Origin of the sequence: Aeromonas sp. QDB62 (assembly GCF_027705695.1) — a bacterium.
In the GTDB taxonomy this organism is placed as follows: domain Bacteria; phylum Pseudomonadota; class Gammaproteobacteria; order Enterobacterales; family Aeromonadaceae; genus Aeromonas; species Aeromonas allosaccharophila.
The window spans coordinates 68827-87264 of the sequence record NZ_JAPDCD010000011.1; the positions used below are offsets into that span (position 1 = coordinate 68827).

Consider the following 18438-nt stretch of genomic DNA (forward strand, 5'->3'; position numbering starts at 1 on the left):
TCTAACATTCGCGTAATCCCCCCGGTAGGGTGCAATAAGCACAGCACTTTGCACCTCTACTTTCCAGCCTCCAGATATCTGTTCCAGAAAGAGCACCCAGAGATGAAACGAATTCTGATTATTGGCAACTCCGGCTCGGGCAAGAGCTGGTTGGCGGCCCGATTGGCTGAGCGGTTAACTATCCGCGAGGTCAATCTGGACACCATCGTCTGGCAGACGGGCGGCTTTAACCAGAAACGGCCCCAGCATGAGATTGACCATGCCATTCAAACACTTGCTCAAGAGCACTCATGGGTGGTCGAAGGGGTATTTGGTGCCTTGGCCGAGCAACTGCTTGATACCGCCGATACCCTGCTCTTTCTCGATCTCGACTGGTCTGTATGCCGTGACTCACTGCTATCGCGCGGATCACAAAGCGCCAGACAACGGGATGCAGTGGCTGCGGAAGAGAACTTTCAACAACTGCTGGTGTGGGCATCGGAATATGGGCAGCGAGCTGGCAAAAGCTCCCGCCAATTTCATCGCGAACTGTTTGATCGATTCCCAAATGACAAGCACCGTTTCACGACTCGGGCAGCGGTAAATAGCTATCTCACTCAACTGACCGTTAAGCGCTAACAGGAGACTTGATGGACCAATACAAACAGACGCCAAAACCTGACTATCTGTTTTTCAAAAAATTTATATCCTATCTGGCAATTACCGCACCTATCGGTCTGATCCCGGAATTTATCCGGCAGGATTTTCATATGGATTTGCTCTCATGGCAGAAGGGCGGCCGCCTCACTCTGATCATGATCGGCGTCGCGGCGGCAATGGCGGGAATTGACTGGCTCGTGCATCGCTATCGAGCCAAGCGCAGCAGCCGGGGTGGTTGATCGGCCCACAAGCCGTGTAATGGCAAGAGCGGGGTAAAAAAAGGCGGCCCGCAGGCCGCCCGGCATTACTGACCTAACAGCTGGTAGATCGCATGATTGGCAAACTTGGGATCGTTGGCCACCACGCCTTCCACCCGTTTCAGAGTGGGGCCTGCCAGCTTCTCGACCTCGGGGTTTGGCGAGGAGTAGAAGTAGACCTTGGTCTTCGCAGGCAACGGCTTGAGATGCCAGTTGTCAGCGGCTTTAACCTCGAAACCTTCCTGGTTGTCCTTGGTCAGCTGCTTCACATAGGCAGAGAGCACTTCACGTGTTTCCATCGGATCTTCGTGTACCAGTGCCTGACCATTGATGCCCGGGAAGCTGCCACCACCGCTGGCGCGGTAGTTGTTGGTGACCACGTAGAAGTTCTGCTTCGGATCGATCGCGTTGCCATTGTAGGTGAGCTGGCTAATGCGCTGGCTGTCGCTGACCTTCTTGCCATCCTGGTTATAGCGAGCAGGCTGGGTGACATCCACCTCGTAGCTCACCCCTTTGATCGCATCGAGGTTGTAGGGACGGAAATCGTCAACCACCAGCCACTGCGCCTGATCGGAGTTCGGGTCAATCTGACGATACTGGACGGCACTCTTCTCCAGCCACTCTTTCACGGTGGCGCCATCGACTTTCACCACCTGCAAGGTATTGGGGAAGACATAGAGATCCGCGACGTTGCGCCCGGAGATGTCGCCCGCCTGCACCCAGGTGTAGTCGTTGGGACCGTTGCGCCCGCCACGGAACGGCGCCGCCGCCGACAGCACGGGCAGGTCTTCCTTGAGGCCGCAATTAAGGCCGTTCTGCTTCAGACAATCCGCTTTCACCTGCTCGACATGCCACTGCTGGGCATCGCTCACGATCTGGATGGAGGCATCATCCTGCGCGACCGAGAAGAAGCTATGAATAGGGGCGGTCAGCTTGCCGATAGGCAGGCTCAGCCACTCAATGGTCTCGTCGTGGACGGTCTGGATCAGATTCACGACCCCCTGATCCTCTTCACCGCTTGGCAACGCTTTGACCTTGCGCAGTTCAGAGTGACTATCCGCCACCTGCCAACGCCCATCCTGATAGGTCAACTTGAGATCGATGATGCCAAGATGGTTACCTGTCACGCCGGGCATAACGGCCGGAACGCCAGCAATCTTGCCCGTTTTGTTATCCACGTTCTCGATATCGGGATACTCGCCGGGGAAGGCTTTGTGGGCATGGCCCAGCAGCAGGGCATCCAGCCCCTTCACCTGGGCAAGATAGATGGCGGCGTTCTCCATCAGAGGTTCTTGCGGGGTGCCGGTGATACCGGAGTGCGCCGCAATGATCACCAGATCGGCACCCTTGGCACGCATCTCGGGGATGTAGTGCTCGGCAGTCTCGACCATGTCAGCCACGACGACCTTGCCTTCAAGGTTGTGCTTGTCCCACTGGAGGATCTGGGGCGGGTTCATCCCCAGCACACCCACCTTGATGGTCTGCATCTTGCCGTTGGCATCTTTTACCTGACGATCCAGCAGCACATAGGGCTTGAAGTGTTGCGGCATGGCATCCCAGTCAACCTTGCCATCACTGCCGCGCTTGAGGGTGTTGCCGTCGAAGACGTTGGCATTCACGACCTGGTAGTTGGCCCCGGAGAGGGTTTTCGCCAGGAACTCGAGGCCGTAGTTGAATTCATGGTTGCCGAGGTTGCCCACGTCATATTTCAGCTCGTTGAGCACCTTGATGGCGGGGTGACCTGCCGACTTGGTCAGATAATCGGGATCGCCCTTGTATTGGGAAAAGACATAGTCAGACAGGGGAGTGCCCTGGATCAGGTCACCGTTGTCGATCAGCAGGTTGTTGCTGTTCTCGTCACGGGCTTGCTTGATCAGCAAGCCCGTGCGGGCAAGGCCCAGCGAATCATCTCGCTTGTTCTGGTAGTAGTCGAAGCTCAGCAGGTTGGAGTGAACGTCGGAGGTCTCCATCAACCGCAGATTGACATCGCCCGGGGTACTGTCGTCACTGCTTTGGCATCCGGAGAGGGCAAGCAGTACCGCCACCGCGCTCAGTTTGAGAGTGAAGTGCATTGTTATTTTTCTCGCTTATTGTTAGTGCCAGTCGGGGCATGCTACCTGCTGCGGTAGGGTTTATCTGTGATCTACGTGGGTTTATAACTACAATAACCACATTAATATTCGAAATTTAAGGCCCGCACAGTATTTTAAACTGACGGATGCAACATTCATTTCGTGCCTGCACGGTCATGGCCCGCTGGTGCGAATAGCGCAGCGTATTCGGACATTCGCGTCATCACCTCTACCCTTCTGCCATCCTCTCTCTTGCCACCACACCCGCTTCCCAAACAGGCGGTGCCATTCACTTCGTTTATTGTCCCCTACGTCTCCCATCCCTCCTCTGTGCTCGCCTTGCCAATCCAATTGGCCTCCACCATCAGGCGCATAAAAATCCTAATCCGCCCGGCGAAAGCGCGACTTTTTGTGAGAAAGGTCACATCTCGCGGCACCGTTAAACCACATATAAATCCAGACCCCGCAGGTGATTAATTTATTGATATGGCGCATAACAAACCTTGCCGCACGCTTGATACCAATTCATTTGTTTGTTTTTAAAGAAAAAATCAGCAATGACCTGAAAATGGCGAGTCCTGCCTGAAAACGGGATCTTCATCACATCGCGTTTTACTGCGCACAAAAATCCAGTGATTAGCACATTTGTCCGATAGGGAGGGGGCGGGCGAGCCGCGATAATGTTCAGGTCATTTTTATCCAGTACGTCGATACGTACTCACGCATAGCTTCCGTCACCGGAAGCGGGGAGAGCGCCATGATCACCACCTTGATCAATGAACATCTGATCAACCTCGATTTGAAAGCGACGCGAAAGGAAGAGGTCTTCACCGAGATGGCCCGCCTGCTGGCGTCGCAAGGCAAGGTCAGCGACGAGCAGGCCTTTATCAAGGATCTGTGGGCCCGCGAAGAGCTGGGCAACACCGGCTTTGAGGAAGGCGTGGCCCTGCCCCACGCCAAGAGTGCGGCGGTCTGCAACCCGGCGGTCGCCATCGGCATCAGCCGCAACGGCATCGAGTACGGCGCCGAAGATGGCAAGCCGTCCCACATTTTCTTTATGATCGCCTCCCCCGATGGCGGCGCCAATCACCATATCGAAGTGCTGGCCGAGCTCTCCGGCAAGCTGATCGAAGAAGGCTTTATCGCCAAGCTGCTGGCAGCCAAGAGCCCGGCCGACGCGCTGGCACTGCTGCTGGCCAAGAAAGAGGAACAGAGCGCATCCCCGACCACCAGCAAGGGTTTCATTATCGGTGTCACCGGTTGCCCGGCCGGTATCGCCCACACCTATCTGGCGGCCGAGTCGCTGGAGCGCGCCGCCCGTGAGCTGGGTTACGAGGTGAAGGTGGAGACCAACGGCTCCATCGGCGTCAAGAACAGCCCGACTGCGGACGAGATTGCCCGCGCCACCGCCATCGTGGTCGCCTGTGACAAGCAGGTGGACATGGCCCGCTTCGCGGGCAAGCCTCTGATCAAAACCGGCGTCAAGGCTCCCATCAAGGATGGCAAGGGTCTGATCGAGCAGGCACTGAAAGCCCCGGCCTATGTGGCTGGCAAAGAAGATAAAAAGGGTGAAGAGAAGAGCGCGGGCGGCAGTTCCGATCTCTATCGCTACCTGATGAACGGCGTATCCCACATGATCCCGTTCGTGGTGACCGGAGGTCTGTTGATTGCGCTGGCGCTGGCCATCGGCGGCAACCCGACCCCGAGCGGCATGCAGATCCCGGAAGGGAGCATGTGGAACCAGATCCTCAACGTGGGCGTGGCCGCCTTTACCCTGATGATCCCCATTCTGGCGGGCTATATCGCCTACGCCATCGGTGATCGCCCGGCGCTGGCACCGGGCTTTATCGGCGGCTGGATCGCCAACAACGGCAGCTTCTACGGCGCTGACGCCGGGACCGGCTTTATCGGTGCCATCATCGCGGGCCTGCTGGTCGGCTATCTGGTGCGCTGGATTGCGACCCGTCAGTACCACAAGATGGTACAGCCGCTGGTGCCGATCCTGATCGCTCCCATCGTCGGTTCCCTGTTTATCGCTGCGGTATTCATCTTCATCATCGGCGCCCCGATTGCCGACATGATGACTGGCCTCAACGCCATGCTGCTCTCCATGAGCGGCGGCAGCCTGGTGCTGCTGGGTATCGTGCTGGGTGGTATGGCTGGCTTTGATATGGGTGGCCCGGTCAACAAGGTGGCGTTCCTGTTCTCGGTCGGCATGATTGCCTCCGGTCAGACCCAGTTTATGGGTGCCATGGCCTGCGCCATCCCGGCCGCGCCCCTTGGCATGTCGCTGGCAACCGTGCTCGGTCGCAAGCTGGGTATCTTCGATGCCTCTGAAATCGAAGCGGGCAAAGCCGCCGGTGCCATGGGTCTGGTGGGGATCTCCGAAGGGGCGATTCCGTTTGCCGCCCGTGATCCGCTGGCCGTTATCCCGGCCAACATTCTGGGCAGCATGACCGCTGCAGTGATGGCCTTCCTGTTCGGCATCACCAACAGCGTTGCCCACGGTGGCCCCATCGTGGCCCTGCTGGGTGCGGTCAACAAGCCGCTGCTGGCCCTGCTCTGCATGATCTGCGGCGCCATCGTCACCGGCGTGGTGGCGGTTGCCCTGAAAAAGCTGCGGGTCAAAAAGAGTGACGAGGTGACCCTGGCCAAGGCGGCCTGAGTTCCCACCTCCTGCTGAAACCTGCAATCAACCTGCAATCAAAGAGGGGCCCAGTGGCCCCTCTTTTGCTTTTCCTGCAATCACGTGGCCTTGCACAACAACCATTTTCTACAAATTAAGCGCTGTTTAGTGACGGAGCCCCCGCCGTCATCTTCATAGAATCCTCGTCATACATAAGACCGGAGGTTCAATGCAGATCCACTCCCTACAAACACTCGTCAATCAACAGATCAATCAGCTCGGCCATGCCGAGCAGGCGGGCCGCCTGGCTAACCAGGGCGCAGCCAGCGCTGGGGTCGGCGCCTCGTCACAGGAGCGTGCCTTTGCCCACGCCGTCTTCGAGCAGGTTCGCAACATCTCCCTCAATCAGCAGGAAGTCGCCGGGCTGCTGCCGCATATCGCCAGCTTCACCCTGCATCAGGACAAGGGGGGCCGCGCCATCCTCGCCGGATTGCGATCCGACCAACTCTCCCTCACCGATGCCAAGCTGCTGCTTGATGCCGCCGCTCGTCAGCTGCCACCCGCGTTGCCGGAGCGTCCGGCCAAACCGGCGCCGGCCCTCCCGCCCCGCCAGCAGAACAACACTGTTGATCTCTGCCACCACTTCGCCGGGCAGGATGTGCAGGTATTGGCCAGCAAACCGGCCCCCGGCAGCAATAGCGCAGCCATTTGGCCCAGTGCCAGCAAGCCGGGACAGTTCGGCGTCTTTATTCCGGGCGAAGGGATGAAACATGCCCCGACCCTGGCCGATGCCAAGCGCCAGCTGGATGCCTACAGTGCTGGCCAACTGACCAGACAGCTGGAGGCCCGCTGGGGCGGCGCCGTCAGTGTGCTCGCTGAAAAGCCGGCTGCCGATTTTGACCGTCCGGCCATCTGGCCAAGCGCCAGCAAACCGGGCAGTTACGGTATCCATATTCCCGGCAAGAGCGCCATGCGGGCCGAAGATCTGGCCAAGGCCGACAGCCTGTTTGCCAAAAATGGTATTGCCGCTCGCCTGAGCGATGGCCAGCACATCAAGGTCAATGGCACCAATCTGCCTGAAGCCACGCGAGTTTCGCTTGAGCGGCAACATCAGATTGCCATCACCCCCATCATCATCAATGGCAAGGAGATCGCCTATCTGTTCAGCGGCCAGCAGCAGCTGAACCGGAACGTGCTCTTCTCCTCCCACGGCAGTGGCATCAATGAGGGCACCTTTACCAAGCCGGAGGGGATCGAATTTGATTTCGCCTCGACCCGCAACAATGTGCTGGTCTCCAACACCATGGCTTTCGCCGAGAAGCTCAAGGATGGCTTGGTCGGCTTTCACGACGAGAGCCAGATCTACGGCACCCTGAGCCGGGAGGCGACCAACTACCGGCTCGATGGCGGCATTCGCACCCAACCGGAGCAGGCTGCCGAGCTGATCGGGCGGATTAACCGCAACGGGGCCGAACAGCCTTTTGATTTTGTGCTGCTCAACCGTGAGGCCAAGGGGGTTCACTTCGCAGATCTGCTGCAGGGGTTCAAGGACACGGTAGGGTGGCTGCCCGACCAGCTGGTCTGCCACTTCTGCCGTCCGCAGGATGAGAACAAGGGCCGCTTCAACGTCAGCAACAACTATCTGGGATGAGCCACACCATGAACCTCTATGTCACTCGTCTGGGCGAACTGGCCGCCCACCTTGGCATCAACACTATCGAACAGGACGAGACGGGCCATGCCTGCCTCACCCTGGACCGGCTCTGGGCCATTCATCTGGCCCCGCTAGGCACAGAGAGCATGGTCATGTTTCTGCGTGCCAGTGCCCTTGGCAGCGACGCGCATGCGCGCGACCTGCTGCGCGGCAACCTCTTTAGCGCCGAGCCCTCGACCATCCGGGTGGCGCTGGGTCAGGACGATCATCTGCTCCTCTGGTGCCAGCTGCCGCTGGCAAACAGCGAGGCCGCGCAGATCCAGCTTGCCCTGCAGCAACTGGTCGCCCGGGCGGTCGCGTTGAGTTGTGAAGGGGAATCCTCCCCACACAGCGACAATCTCTCCACCTTGAGGGTCTAGACAATACGCAGGAGTGCACCGGGCACTCCTGTCCCCCTCTTTGGCCAGTCCGCCAATCCCTCGGGCTGGCCCTTTTTCTCTCTGCGCCACCTCTCGCGCCACCGCTTGCAAGATGCCCTTCCCCCCGCCAGCTGGCTGAAATGGCAGCAATCCGGCATCAGCGGTGTGATGTTTCTCACGCTTTGTCCGCGAAAGCGCAAAAACTAGGAAAATTTCCTAGCCCCACTAGGGATGGCTCTCAAGCCATTTATTTCCCCCCTGATTAGAGTCACCTCACCTGATGTCGTGACCCGCACCACGACGGGCAATGTGCCCCGTCACCCCGTGCCGGGCCCGGGTTTATATGGATGGAGCGTCGAGCGCAGCAACGGCTGGCAGCCCCTGACTTTCCGTTCCCCCTTCCGTGGCGTGACCTCTTACAACCTATCTACAAATGAGGGGCGCGGCGGAAATACCGTCTATCTCGCAGAGGATGAACGAAGATGTTGAAATTTCTCCAACAGGTCCGGGTCCCCACCCTGGACCTGCCGGTCGAAGCCCGGCGCAAGCTCTGGTTCAAGCCGTTTATGCAATCTTATCTGGTTGTATTTATTGGCTATTTGACCATGTATCTGATCCGCAAGAACTTCAACATTGCGCAAAATGACATGATCCAGGAGTACGGTCTCTCGATGACCGAGCTCGGCATGATCGGCCTTGGCTTCTCCATCACCTACGGGGTGGGCAAGACCATCGTCTCCTACTACGCCGATGGCAAGAACACCAAGCAGTTCCTGCCGCTGATGCTGATCCTCTCCGCACTCTGCATGCTGGGCTTCAGTGCCAGCATGGGCGGCACCGGGTTCAGCCTCTACTTCATGATCTTCTTCTACGCGGCCAGCGGTTTCTTCCAGAGCTGCGGCGGTTCGTGCAGCTACTCCACCATCACCAAGTGGACCCCTCGCAACAAGCGCGGCACCTATCTGGGTATGTGGAACCTCTCCCACAACGTGGGCGGTGCCGGTGCGGCCGGTGTGGCGCTGTTCGGTGCCAACTACCTGTTTGATGGCAACGTGCTCGGCATGTTTATCTTCCCGTCCATCATCGCGCTGGTAGTCGGCTTTATCGGCCTGCGTTTTGGTAGTGATTCACCGGAAGCCTATGGTCTGGGCAAGGTAGAAGAGCTGTTTGACGAAGTGGCGAGCGAAGAAGATATCGCCACCGAAGAGCAGAAGCTGACCAAGGGTCAGATCTTCGTGAAGTACGTGCTGCTGAACAAGGTGATCTGGCTGCTCTGCTTTGCCAACATCTTCCTCTACGTGGTGCGCATCGGTATCGACCAGTGGTCCACCGTGTACGCTCACCAGGTACTGGGCTTCTCCAAAGAGATCGCCATTCAGGGCTTCACCTTCTTCGAAGTGGGCGCACTGGTCGGCACCCTGATGTGGGGTTACCTCTCCGATCTGGCCAACGGCCGTCGTGGTCTGGTGGCTTGCGTGGCGCTGGCGCTGATCATCGCGACCCTGGGTCTCTACCAGCATGCGACTACCCAGTTTATGTTCCTGGGCTCCCTGTTCACCCTGGGCTTCCTGGTGTTTGGTCCGCAACTGCTGATCGGCGTGGCCGCCGTGGGCTTCGTACCCAAGCAGGGCATCAGCGTGGCCGATGGCGTCAAGGGCACCTTTGCCTACCTGATCGGTGATAGCTTCGCCAAACTGGGTCTGGGCATGATCGCCGATGGCACCCCCATCTTCGGCCTGACCGGCTGGACCGGCACCTTCGCTGCGCTGGACATCGCCGCAGCCACCTGTTTGGTGCTGATGGGCTGTGTTGCCGTAGCCGAAGAGCGCAAGATCCGCCGCATCAAGCGCGAACTGAAAGCCACCGAGCTGGCAGCCCAGACCGCCTGATCCCCTCAAGATTGTCGCTGATTGTTCAGGGCCACCCACAGCGGTGGCCCTTGTCGTTTGGGGAACCCAGACACCCGACTGGCCCGACATCTGCCTGCACTGCCGCTCAAGGGGCAGGCATATCCCCATCAAGATCCCACTTTTCATATGGACTTTTGGTAAAAGCCCCCCGCTGGCGCTATCTTGTGGCTCCCCCTTGTCAGCATCACAGAGAGCAGATGAAGATCGTCGCCGTCACCGCTTGCCCGACCGGTATTGCCCATACCTATATGGCTGCCGATGCCCTGCAAAAAGCCGCCACTGCGCTGGGGCTCAAGATCAAGGTCGAAACACAGGGCGCCATGGGCATGGAGAACATGCTGACCGCCCGCGATATCGCCAGCGCCGATCTGGTGCTGATTGCCTCCGATATCGAGATTGAGCAGAAAGAGCGCTTCCTCGGCTGCCCCATCCATCAGGTGACACTGGAAACCGTGCTGCTGGATGCCAACGCCGTACTCAAGGCCCTGCCGATCCCGGCCTGATGCTGACCCGCGAGATCACCTTTTACTGCCAGCAGGGGTTGAGCATCACCCAGGCCAAGCAGTTGAACCGGCTGGCGGGGATGTTCAAATCCACCATCCGCTGCGCCAACCTCACCCGGCGCCAGACTGTTGCCGCCAGCAACCAGCTCTCCCTGTTGACCCTCGCCACCCAGCCCGGCGATCTCTGCCAGTTGCAGATTGAAGGGTGCGATGCCGAACTGGCCCACATGGCCTTCACCTGCTGGTGCGGCGAACTGGGTCAACCGCTGGTGCGCCCGCGCACCGCCGCGCTGGCGGAGTTGCGACTGGCCAACGCCCTGCCCGACTACCATTTTGCCCTGCGCCAGCTGGCACACAGCCCCGAACGGCTGAGCAAGGCCGAGGCACTCGAACATCTGATCGATCTGCTGCCCGCCGAGCTGGTCACCAACCGCGCCACACTGACCGCCGCGGTAGAGCGGCGCGAGCAGGTCTCTGCCACCATCATTCGCCCGGGCCTTGCCATGCCCCATGTATTGAGCGAAGGGATCAGCCAGCCAGCGCTGACCCTGCTTAGCTGCAAAGAATCCATCGAGTGGGGCTCTCAAATCGGGCCGGTAGAGACCATTATTCTGCTGGCGGTGCCGGTTGGCAGCGGGCGGGAGACCCTGCGCCCCCTCACCCGACTGGCGCAGGCGATGATCGACGATGTGGTCAGCCACGCCCTGCTGTTAGCGGGCTCGCCCCCCGCCCGTCAAGCTATCGTGATCGAGAGTCTGCTGAGCTAAGCCTGCGACACTAAACCACCCGGCCCCATGTCATACAGGGCTCTTTGCACGCGTCTTGTCACGCAGCCATTCATCCTGCCCTCAGCACCCTGTGGTACACTCGCTGCCATCGTCTGTCTGAAGTGTGTATCCGATGAAATCTCCCCGTTCCCGTCTCTCTGTCAGCCGTTCGCCGCGCGATAACGCCCCGCGCTCGGCGGCCAAACCTGCCGCATCCCGCCATGTTTCTCCCCGCAAACCGGAGCTGGCCCCCGAGGATCGCAAGCTGTTGCTGTTGAACAAGCCCTATATGGTGCTCTGCCAGTTCACCGACGAGGCGGGCCGCGAGACCCTCAAGGATTACATCACCGAACCCGGCATCTATGCCGCGGGGCGGCTCGATCGCGACAGCGAGGGGCTGCTACTGCTCACCAACGACGGCAAGCTGCAGGCGCGCCTCACCCAGCCGGGGGAGAAGACCCCCAAGACCTACTGGGTACAGGTGGAAGGGATCCCGAGTGAAGAGAAGCTGGCCGCCCTGCGCGCCGGCGTCGAGCTCAATGACGGCATGACCCTGCCCGCCGGGGCACGCATCATGGATGAACCTGCGGTGTGGCCGCGCAATCCGCCCATTCGCGAGCGCAAGGAGATCCCCACCAGCTGGCTGGAGATCACCATCATCGAGGGGCGCAACCGGCAGGTGCGGCGGATGACCGCCCATATCGGTCACCCCACCCTGCGCCTTATTCGCTACGCCATCGGTGAATGGACCCTCGATGATCTGGCGCCGGGGACAAGCCGCACCCTGCCCGCCCCCGAGCTGGCGCCGCTCTCCACCAGCCGCCCGCGTCCATCCTCCTTCCGTGCGGGGGCTCATACCGCCAAACCGGCAGGGGATGCACCACGGCGGGCCAGCCAGCCGGGACGGGACGAGCGTCCCCGCAGCACTCACGTAACCGAGCGAGCAACCTCAAGCCCGACCGGCGGCAAACCCCGCAGCAGCGGGCGCGGTACGGCACGTAGACCGGCCCGCGCAGTCAATCCCAATAGCAGCGACAAGGAGTCATGATGAGCAATCAGGCAGAGCAATCGACCACCAGCTATGCCCGCATGGAGGCGCGCCTGACAGTCGCTGCCGTGGTGCAGTGGCAAGGCCGTTTTCTGGTGGTGGAAGAGGAGATAAAAGGCCAGCGCCGCTTCAACCAGCCCGCAGGTCATGTGGAGCCGGGAGAAAACCTGCTGGAAGCGGCCTGCCGCGAGCTGAAAGAGGAGACGGGTCTGACCGCCACGCCGACCGCCTGGCTCGGCACCTATCTGTTCAAACCGGCCGACAGCGAGGCCACCTATGTGCGCACCGCCTTGATCTTCGACCTTGAAAAAGCGCCCGGTCAGCACCATCCAGAGGATCCTGACGGCGATGTGCTCGCTTGCCACTGGCTTACGCTGGAAGAAATAGCGGAATGCAAACCGGCCCTGCGCAGCCCCTTGGTATGGCAGTGCATTCAGGACTATCTGGCGGGGACACGGCTGCCGCTCTCGGCGCTCAAGGCCTTTATCTGAGGCCATTTGACACTCTTTTCCGGCGGCACAGGCCAACAACAGAAAAACGATTTCCTGCTATCAGGCTCCTGATGGGAACTGCGGCATGGATATGTGACCGGGGGCGCAAAACTCTGGTAGAATACGCCCCGTTTAAACGAACTGGTAACTTCGACTAATGACAGACAACAGCCAAATCAAGGTGATCGTCGGCATGTCCGGCGGCGTGGATTCTTCCGTCTCGGCCTACCTGCTCCAGCAGCAGGGCTATCAGGTCGAAGGCTTGTTCATGAAGAACTGGGAAGAAGACGACACGGACGAGTACTGCTCTGCCGCCCAGGATTTGGCTGATGCCAAGGCCGTCTGCGACAAGCTGGGGATGAAACTCCACACCATCAACTTCGCGGCCGAGTACTGGGACAACGTGTTCGAGCACTTCCTCGAAGAGTACAAGGCTGGCCGTACGCCGAACCCGGATATCCTGTGCAACAAGGAGATCAAGTTCAAGGCGTTCCTCGAATTTGCCGCCGAAGAGCTGGGTGCCACCTATATCGCCACCGGCCACTATGTGCGCCGTGACGACAGCACCGGCCGCCCGCGCCTGCTGCGCGGTCTCGATACCAACAAGGATCAGAGCTACTTCCTCTATACCCTGAGCGAAAAGCAAGTGGGTCAGAGCCTGTTCCCGGTTGGCTGCCTGGAAAAGCCGGAGGTGCGTCGCATCGCCGAGCAGCTGGATCTCATCACCGCCAAGAAGAAAGACTCCACCGGCATCTGCTTTATCGGTGAGCGCAAGTTCAAGGACTTCCTGGCCAAGTTCCTGCCCGCCCAGCCCGGTAAAATCGAGACCGTGGATGGCAAGGTGATCGGTGAGCATCAGGGTCTGATGTATCACACCCTGGGCCAGCGCAAGGGGCTCGGTATAGGTGGTCGCAAAGATGCCACCGAAGAGGCCTGGTATGTGGTCGACAAAGAGGTCGAACGCAACGTGCTGGTGGTGGCGCAGGGCGAACATCCCCGCCTCTACTCCGATGGTTTGATTGCCAGCCAATTGCACTGGGTGGATCGCACCCCCATTCGCGAGCCGCGTCGCTGCACCGTCAAGACCCGCTACCGCCAGCAGGACATCCCCTGCCTGATCCAGCCCATCGACGATGAGACCATCCGGGTCATCTTCGACGAGAAACAGGCTGCGGTGACCCCGGGCCAGTCCGCCGTCTTCTACGACGGGGAAGTGTGTCTGGGCGGCGGCATCATCGAACAACGTTTCAGCCATCCGGTTTGAATCCTTAACAGAAGGCAGCAGACGTGAGCGATACATTCCAAGGCCGGATCATGGCCTGCTGCGGACATCTGCCAGTGAATGAACGGAACAGGGCCGTGAAGATATGAGCGACAAATTCCAAGACAGAACAATGGCCTTTGCAGGCATCTGCCAGGCCGCGTATCTGGTGCAGAAGGTGGCCCGAGACGGCAGCTGTGACGAGGCCGCCCTGCGCGAGAGCCTCTCCAGCATTCTGGTGACCAACCCGAGCCAGCCGCTCGAGGTGTTCAACAACACCCATCTGGCCATTCGCGACGGCTACCGTGCGCTGGTCGAGCAGCTGGGAGCCGATGGCAGCCAGAAGAATGCCGAGCTGACCCGCTACGTGGTGAGCCTGATTGCGCTGGAGCGCAAGCTGGCCAAGCGCAAGGATATTCTCAACATGCTGGGTGAGCGGATCAGCCAGATTGGTCGCCAGCAACAACACTTCGATCTGCTCGACGAGCAGATCCTGGCCAACATGGCGAGCATCTACAGCGATCTTATCAGCCCGATCGGCCCCAGAATCCAGGTGGCGGGCACCCCGCTGTTCCTGCAGCAGCCGCTGGTGCAGCACAAGGTGCGCGCCCTGCTGCTGGCGGGCATTCGTGCCTGCGTGCTGTGGCGTCAGCTCGGTGGCAGCCGGACCCAGATCATCTTCGCTCGCAAGAAGATGGTGGAGCTGGCCAAACGTTACTAATCATCGGCTCGCGCGCGGGCAAGCGAGGTCGACATCAGGGTGAACAGCCGCACATCCGCCTTGATAACGACTCAGCCCCACGCGCGAGTGGATACGGATACCCCCACACAAATCATCAGGAGTTCACCCCATGGAGCTGTCCGCGCTGACTGCTGTTTCCCCGATTGACGGTCGTTATGGCGACAAGGCCGATGCCCTGCGCCCTATCTTCTCCGAATTCGGCCTGCTGCGTTTTCGCGTCGAAGTCGAGGTGCGCTGGTTGCAAAAACTGGCCAGCCACGCCGGGATCCCGGAAGTCCCTGCCCTGAGCGCGGCCGCCAACGCCCTGCTCGATGGCATCGTCAGCAACTTCAACGAGAGTGACGCCGCCCGTATCAAACAGATCGAGCGCACCACCAACCATGATGTGAAAGCGGTGGAGTACTTCCTCAAGGAGAAAGTCGAAGTGAACCCGGAGCTGGCGGCTGTCAGCGAGTTCATCCACTTCGCCTGCACCTCGGAAGACATCAACAACAACTCCCACGGTCTGATGCTGAAAACCGCGCGCGAAGAGGTCATCAAGCCTTATTGCGAGAAGCTGATCAGCGAGCTCAAGCGTCTGTCCCACGAGTATCGTGACATGCCGCTGCTCTCCCGTACCCACGGTCAGCCGGCCACTCCAAGCACCATGGGCAAGGAGATGGCCAACGTCGCCTACCGTCTGGAGCGCCAGTACAAGCAGATCATGGCGGTGGAGATCCTCGGCAAGATCAACGGGGCGGTCGGCAACTACAACGCCCACATCAGCGCCTACCCGGATGTGGACTGGCACCAGTTCTCCGAGGAGTTCGTGACCTCCTTGGGCCTGACCTGGAACCCCTACACCACCCAGATCGAGCCGCACGACTATATCGCCGAGCTGTTCGATGCCATGGCCCGCTTCAACACCATCCTGATCGACTTCGACCGCGATGTGTGGGGTTACATCTCGCTGGGTCACTTCAAGCAGCGCACCATCGCCGGTGAAATCGGCTCCTCCACCATGCCGCACAAGGTCAACCCCATCGACTTCGAAAACTCCGAAGGCAACTTGGGTCTGGCCAATGCGGTGTTCCAGCATCTGGCGAGCAAACTGCCCATCTCCCGCTGGCAGCGCGACCTGACCGACTCGACCGTGCTGCGCAACCTGGGTGTGGCGGTGGGTTATTCGCTGATCGCCTATCAGGCGACCCTCAAGGGTATCTCCAAGCTGGAAGCCAACAGCGATGCCATGGCCGCTGACCTGAACGCCAACTGGGAAGTGCTGGCCGAGCCGATCCAGACCGTGATGCGCCGCTACGGTATCGAGAAGCCTTACGAGAAGCTCAAAGAGCTGACCCGTGGTCGCCGCGTCGATGCCGAAGGGATGCGTACCTTTATCGACACCCTGGAGTTGCCGGAAGCGGTGAAGGTTGAGCTGAAGAAGCTGACCCCGGCCAACTACATCGGTGACGCCCAGCGTCTGGTTGATCTGCTGAAATAAGCGGATAAATGACACCACCGGGGCCCTGTGCATGATCTGCAACAGGGCCCCGGTTATTTTATGTGGCACCCTATACAGGGTTTGCAAGAGGGCTTGCCCGAGCTTGGCAGCCGCCTCTGGCAAGACCTCTCCTGACCTTTGTCGAACCCTTTGACGAGAAGATCTATGTACGAACTCAATCTGGATATCGCTCACTTCCTCGAGCACTACTGGCAGAAGCGCCCGCTCCTTATCAAGGGCGGCTTCACCGACTTTCAGGATCCCATCAGCCCGGACGAGCTGGCGGGTCTGGCCATGGAAGAGGTGGTCGAGTCCCGCCTCGTCACCCGTTTCGACGGCAAGTGGGATGCAGCCCACGGCCCCTTCGAATCCTATGACCATCTGGGCGAAGAGAACTGGACCATTCTGGTACAGGCTTGCAACCACTGGGCGCCCGAGGTGAACGAGCTGGCAGTGCCGTTCCAGTTCATCCCCGGCTGGCGACTGGACGACGTGATGGTGAGCTTCTCCACCCCCCACGCGGGTGTCGGCCCCCACATCGACCACTACGATGTATTCATCACCCAGGGTATCGGCAAGCGTCACTGGCGGGTTGGTGATGCGCTGCCGCTCAACGAGTTTGCCGCCCACGCCGCGCTGCTTCACTGCGAGCCGTTCGAGGCGATCATCGATGTCATCATGGAGCCGGGCGATATCCTCTACATTCCGCCCGGATTCCCCCACGAAGGCTACGCCATCGAGCCCTCCATGAACTTCTCGGTGGGCTTCCGCGCACCGGATGCCAAGGCACTTATCTCCTCCTTTGCCGATCATCTGATCGACAACGAGGTGCGCACCGAGCGTTACAGCGACCCGGATCTCAAGCCCCGTGCCCGTCATGGCGAGATCCAACCCCACGAGCTGCACCGTCTGCGTGAGCTGATGCAGCAGGCCCTCGATGACGAGACCCTGTTCAAGGAGTGGTTCGGCACCATGATCTCGGAGGCCAAGCACGATCTGGATGTCAATCCGGTCGAGCCGGACTATAGCGCCGAAGAGGTTGCCGACCTGCTGACCCAGGGCGAGCCCGCCATCAAGGTGCCGGGCCTGCGCAGCGTCTGGTTTAGCGGCGATAGCCAGCAGTGCTATATCGACGGCGAAGCCTGGACCCTGCAAAGCGAAGATGCGGCAGCCATTTCGCTGCTGTGCGACAAAGACATCATCACTCAGGCCGACATGGTGGAGCTGGCCGATCAGGCCGGTTTCCTGCAACTGCTGACCCGTCTGGTTAACCGCGGTTACTGGTTCTTCAACTGATCCGGCGGTAACCGAAGGATAAAAAGGCGCCTTTTGGCGCCTTTTTAATGGCTCCGCAGCTGCTCAATTAACAATCTATTTGCGAAGCTGAACCTACTCTTGATGAACCGGCAAGTGGTGCTTTGTTGAACGAAAGCGGCCACGTATGATGCGGCCGTTCCTGTTCAGAAGAGAAGCGCCACCATGCAGATCACCTCCCAGCCCATGCCACTGCCCGATTACAGCAAATACCCCTCCTACCCCGATGTGACACCCGAGCAGATCAATAAAGCCCGCAATGAAGCGTTGGCCAAGAAGGATGAATTGCAGGCGCAGAGCGAGGAGAAAGCAACGGCTCGCAGAACCATGGCCGTCTCCTATACCGCCCACCAGCAGGATAAAGCCGTGGTGGAGCGCTACCTGGAGGCCAGCGGTCAGGAGACCGACAGCAAGTCGGGCCCGAGCACTGCTGATGTGTATCAGGCGGCCAATCGCTACCAGCGCCAGCAGAACCTGAGCGACTACATGCAATTCCAGCAGAGCCCGCTCGCCCGGCAGATGGGCGACATGGTGGGCGAAGATAATCGCAAGGGCACCCAGCTGGACATCGTCGCCTGAGTTAACTTGCCCGAGTGACTAGCCTGAGTCAGCCCAGCAGGGACCGATATAAACTGAAAAAGCCCTCGATGAGGGCTTTTTCGTTATGACTTGTCGCTGCGACTGTTCGCTATCACTCTCGTTACAGCTTCTCGCTATAGATGGGCCTCTTCTGCCTGCGCATCCGGTAACTCGTCGGGGAGTTCATCAAACAGGGGGTGATAGAGCACCTCACCCCGCACACCCGCAAAACCGCTCTCCTGCAGCTCCATCGCCATAAAGCAGTCGGCAGGCACCTCATAGATGCAGTACAGGCCAAACTCGCTGGCCGGGCGGAAACCGAAACGGCTGTAGTAGACCGGATCCCCGAGTACCACCACCCCTTTCCAGTCCATCTCGAGCGCCGTATCAAGCCCTTCACGGATGAGATCAGAGCCAATCCCCTGACCTTGCCAGTCGGGATGAACCGCGACCGGCGCCAGACCGAGCCAGGGCCCTTCCAGGCCGTTAATGGTGATCGGGCTTAGCATCAGGTGCCCCATAAACTCGTACTCTTCCTCTTCGACCATGGTCACCACGGCAGCGCCACATTCGCGCAGGCGGTTGACCAGTTCGGCCTCATCGGAACGACCGAAGGCGGCACTCAGCAGCTCATAGACCGGCAGCATGTCACCGGGGCGCTCGGTTCTCAACATCT

The 18438-nt window shown here is 59.7% G+C and carries 17 protein-coding genes; 15 read left to right on the plus strand and 2 right to left on the minus strand.

Annotated elements, in window-relative coordinates; genetic code table 11:
* The first annotated feature begins 102 nt into the window (after positions 1-102).
* Both OKC27_RS07650 and OKC27_RS07655 read left to right on the plus strand, forming a co-directional pair.
* Entirely contained in the window at positions 103-618 is a 516-nt protein-coding gene (locus OKC27_RS07650; protein ID WP_270806138.1) for an AAA family ATPase, read from the plus strand.
* Positions 619-629: 11 nt separating this feature from the next.
* The gene (locus OKC27_RS07655) at positions 630-878 is read left to right on the plus strand and encodes a hypothetical protein (protein WP_270806139.1); all 249 of its coding nucleotides are present in this window, start codon (positions 630-632) and stop codon (positions 876-878) included.
* A gap of 65 nt (positions 879-943) precedes the next feature.
* Here OKC27_RS07655 and OKC27_RS07660 read toward each other — a convergent pair whose 3' ends face one another.
* Positions 944-2968: a bifunctional 2',3'-cyclic-nucleotide 2'-phosphodiesterase/3'-nucleotidase gene (locus OKC27_RS07660; RefSeq protein WP_270806140.1), complete on the minus strand. Its 2025-nt coding sequence runs from the start codon at positions 2966-2968 to the stop codon at positions 944-946.
* A gap of 757 nt (positions 2969-3725) precedes the next feature.
* Between OKC27_RS07660 and OKC27_RS07665 the strand changes: the two genes are divergently transcribed.
* From OKC27_RS07665 to OKC27_RS07725, 13 genes are all read left to right on the plus strand, one after another.
* Positions 3726-5633: a PTS fructose transporter subunit IIABC gene (locus OKC27_RS07665; RefSeq protein WP_270806141.1), complete on the plus strand. Its 1908-nt coding sequence runs from the start codon at positions 3726-3728 to the stop codon at positions 5631-5633.
* Positions 5634-5823: 190 nt separating this feature from the next.
* The gene (locus OKC27_RS07670) at positions 5824-7245 is read left to right on the plus strand and encodes a hypothetical protein (RefSeq protein WP_270806142.1); all 1422 of its coding nucleotides are present in this window, start codon (positions 5824-5826) and stop codon (positions 7243-7245) included.
* A gap of 8 nt (positions 7246-7253) precedes the next feature.
* Positions 7254-7667, plus strand: a complete 414-nt coding sequence (locus OKC27_RS07675; RefSeq protein ID WP_270806143.1) for a CesT family type III secretion system chaperone — start codon at positions 7254-7256, stop codon at positions 7665-7667.
* Between the two features lie 482 nt (positions 7668-8149).
* Positions 8150-9556 carry a hexose-6-phosphate:phosphate antiporter gene (gene uhpT / locus OKC27_RS07680; protein ID WP_042063684.1) on the plus strand — a complete coding sequence of 469 codons (1407 nt, stop codon included), beginning with the start codon at positions 8150-8152 and terminating at the stop codon, positions 9554-9556.
* 218 nt (positions 9557-9774) lie between these two features.
* Positions 9775-10080, plus strand: coding sequence for a PTS fructose transporter subunit IIB (locus tag OKC27_RS07685; RefSeq protein ID WP_042656196.1), 306 nt, complete (start codon positions 9775-9777; stop codon positions 10078-10080).
* A complete protein-coding gene (locus tag OKC27_RS07690; protein WP_270806144.1) occupies positions 10080-10847 on the plus strand; it encodes a PTS sugar transporter subunit IIA in 768 nt (255 codons plus the stop codon). Before OKC27_RS07685 ends, OKC27_RS07690 begins: the two co-directional genes overlap by 1 nt.
* Positions 10848-10980: 133 nt before the next feature.
* A complete protein-coding gene (gene rluE / locus OKC27_RS07695; RefSeq protein WP_270806145.1) occupies positions 10981-11895 on the plus strand; it encodes a 23S rRNA pseudouridine(2457) synthase RluE in 915 nt (304 codons plus the stop codon).
* Positions 11895-12386, plus strand: a complete 492-nt coding sequence (locus OKC27_RS07700; protein ID WP_270806146.1) for an NUDIX hydrolase — start codon at positions 11895-11897, stop codon at positions 12384-12386. Before rluE ends, OKC27_RS07700 begins: the two co-directional genes overlap by 1 nt.
* Positions 12387-12543: 157 nt before the next feature.
* On the plus strand, positions 12544-13650 hold the full coding sequence (gene mnmA / locus OKC27_RS07705; RefSeq protein WP_197931045.1) for a tRNA 2-thiouridine(34) synthase MnmA: 1107 nt from the start codon (positions 12544-12546) through the stop codon (positions 13648-13650).
* A 103-nt stretch (positions 13651-13753) separates the two neighbouring features.
* Positions 13754-14368: a high frequency lysogenization protein HflD gene (gene hflD, locus OKC27_RS07710; protein WP_005334622.1), complete on the plus strand. Its 615-nt coding sequence runs from the start codon at positions 13754-13756 to the stop codon at positions 14366-14368.
* 130 nt (positions 14369-14498) lie between these two features.
* On the plus strand, positions 14499-15869 hold the full coding sequence (gene purB, locus OKC27_RS07715; protein WP_234605262.1) for an adenylosuccinate lyase: 1371 nt from the start codon (positions 14499-14501) through the stop codon (positions 15867-15869).
* A 165-nt stretch (positions 15870-16034) separates the two neighbouring features.
* The gene (locus tag OKC27_RS07720) at positions 16035-17165 is read left to right on the plus strand and encodes a ribosomal protein uL16 3-hydroxylase (RefSeq protein WP_270806147.1); all 1131 of its coding nucleotides are present in this window, start codon (positions 16035-16037) and stop codon (positions 17163-17165) included.
* A 183-nt stretch (positions 17166-17348) separates the two neighbouring features.
* Positions 17349-17762: a hypothetical protein gene (locus tag OKC27_RS07725; RefSeq protein ID WP_270806148.1), complete on the plus strand. Its 414-nt coding sequence runs from the start codon at positions 17349-17351 to the stop codon at positions 17760-17762.
* Positions 17763-17896: 134 nt separating this feature from the next.
* Here OKC27_RS07725 and OKC27_RS07730 read toward each other — a convergent pair whose 3' ends face one another.
* On the minus strand, positions 17897-18436 hold the full coding sequence (locus OKC27_RS07730; RefSeq protein WP_270806149.1) for a GNAT family N-acetyltransferase: 540 nt from the start codon (positions 18434-18436) through the stop codon (positions 17897-17899).
* Positions 18437-18438 lie beyond the last annotated feature (2 nt).

Bases quoted from the DNA above. Each gene is read 5' to 3' on its own strand.
- OKC27_RS07650 (WP_270806138.1), top strand. From the start codon at position 103: ATGAAACGAATTCTGATTATTGGCAACTCCGGCTCGGGCAAGAGCTGG.
- OKC27_RS07655 (WP_270806139.1), top strand. From the start codon at position 630: ATGGACCAATACAAACAGACGCCAAAACCTGACTATCTGTTTTTCAAA.
- OKC27_RS07660 (WP_270806140.1), bottom strand. From the start codon at position 2,968: ATGCACTTCACTCTCAAACTGAGCGCGGTGGCGGTACTGCTTGCCCTC.
- OKC27_RS07665 (WP_270806141.1), top strand. From the start codon at position 3,726: ATGATCACCACCTTGATCAATGAACATCTGATCAACCTCGATTTGAAA.
- OKC27_RS07670 (WP_270806142.1), top strand. From the start codon at position 5,824: ATGCAGATCCACTCCCTACAAACACTCGTCAATCAACAGATCAATCAG.
- OKC27_RS07675 (WP_270806143.1), top strand. From the start codon at position 7,254: ATGAACCTCTATGTCACTCGTCTGGGCGAACTGGCCGCCCACCTTGGC.
- uhpT (WP_042063684.1), top strand. From the start codon at position 8,150: ATGTTGAAATTTCTCCAACAGGTCCGGGTCCCCACCCTGGACCTGCCG.
- OKC27_RS07685 (WP_042656196.1), top strand. From the start codon at position 9,775: ATGAAGATCGTCGCCGTCACCGCTTGCCCGACCGGTATTGCCCATACC.
- OKC27_RS07690 (WP_270806144.1), top strand. From the start codon at position 10,080: ATGCTGACCCGCGAGATCACCTTTTACTGCCAGCAGGGGTTGAGCATC.
- rluE (WP_270806145.1), top strand. From the start codon at position 10,981: ATGAAATCTCCCCGTTCCCGTCTCTCTGTCAGCCGTTCGCCGCGCGAT.
- OKC27_RS07700 (WP_270806146.1), top strand. From the start codon at position 11,895: ATGAGCAATCAGGCAGAGCAATCGACCACCAGCTATGCCCGCATGGAG.
- mnmA (WP_197931045.1), top strand. From the start codon at position 12,544: ATGACAGACAACAGCCAAATCAAGGTGATCGTCGGCATGTCCGGCGGC.
- hflD (WP_005334622.1), top strand. From the start codon at position 13,754: ATGAGCGACAAATTCCAAGACAGAACAATGGCCTTTGCAGGCATCTGC.
- purB (WP_234605262.1), top strand. From the start codon at position 14,499: ATGGAGCTGTCCGCGCTGACTGCTGTTTCCCCGATTGACGGTCGTTAT.
- OKC27_RS07720 (WP_270806147.1), top strand. From the start codon at position 16,035: ATGTACGAACTCAATCTGGATATCGCTCACTTCCTCGAGCACTACTGG.
- OKC27_RS07725 (WP_270806148.1), top strand. From the start codon at position 17,349: ATGCAGATCACCTCCCAGCCCATGCCACTGCCCGATTACAGCAAATAC.
- OKC27_RS07730 (WP_270806149.1), bottom strand. From the start codon at position 18,436: ATGTTGAGAACCGAGCGCCCCGGTGACATGCTGCCGGTCTATGAGCTG.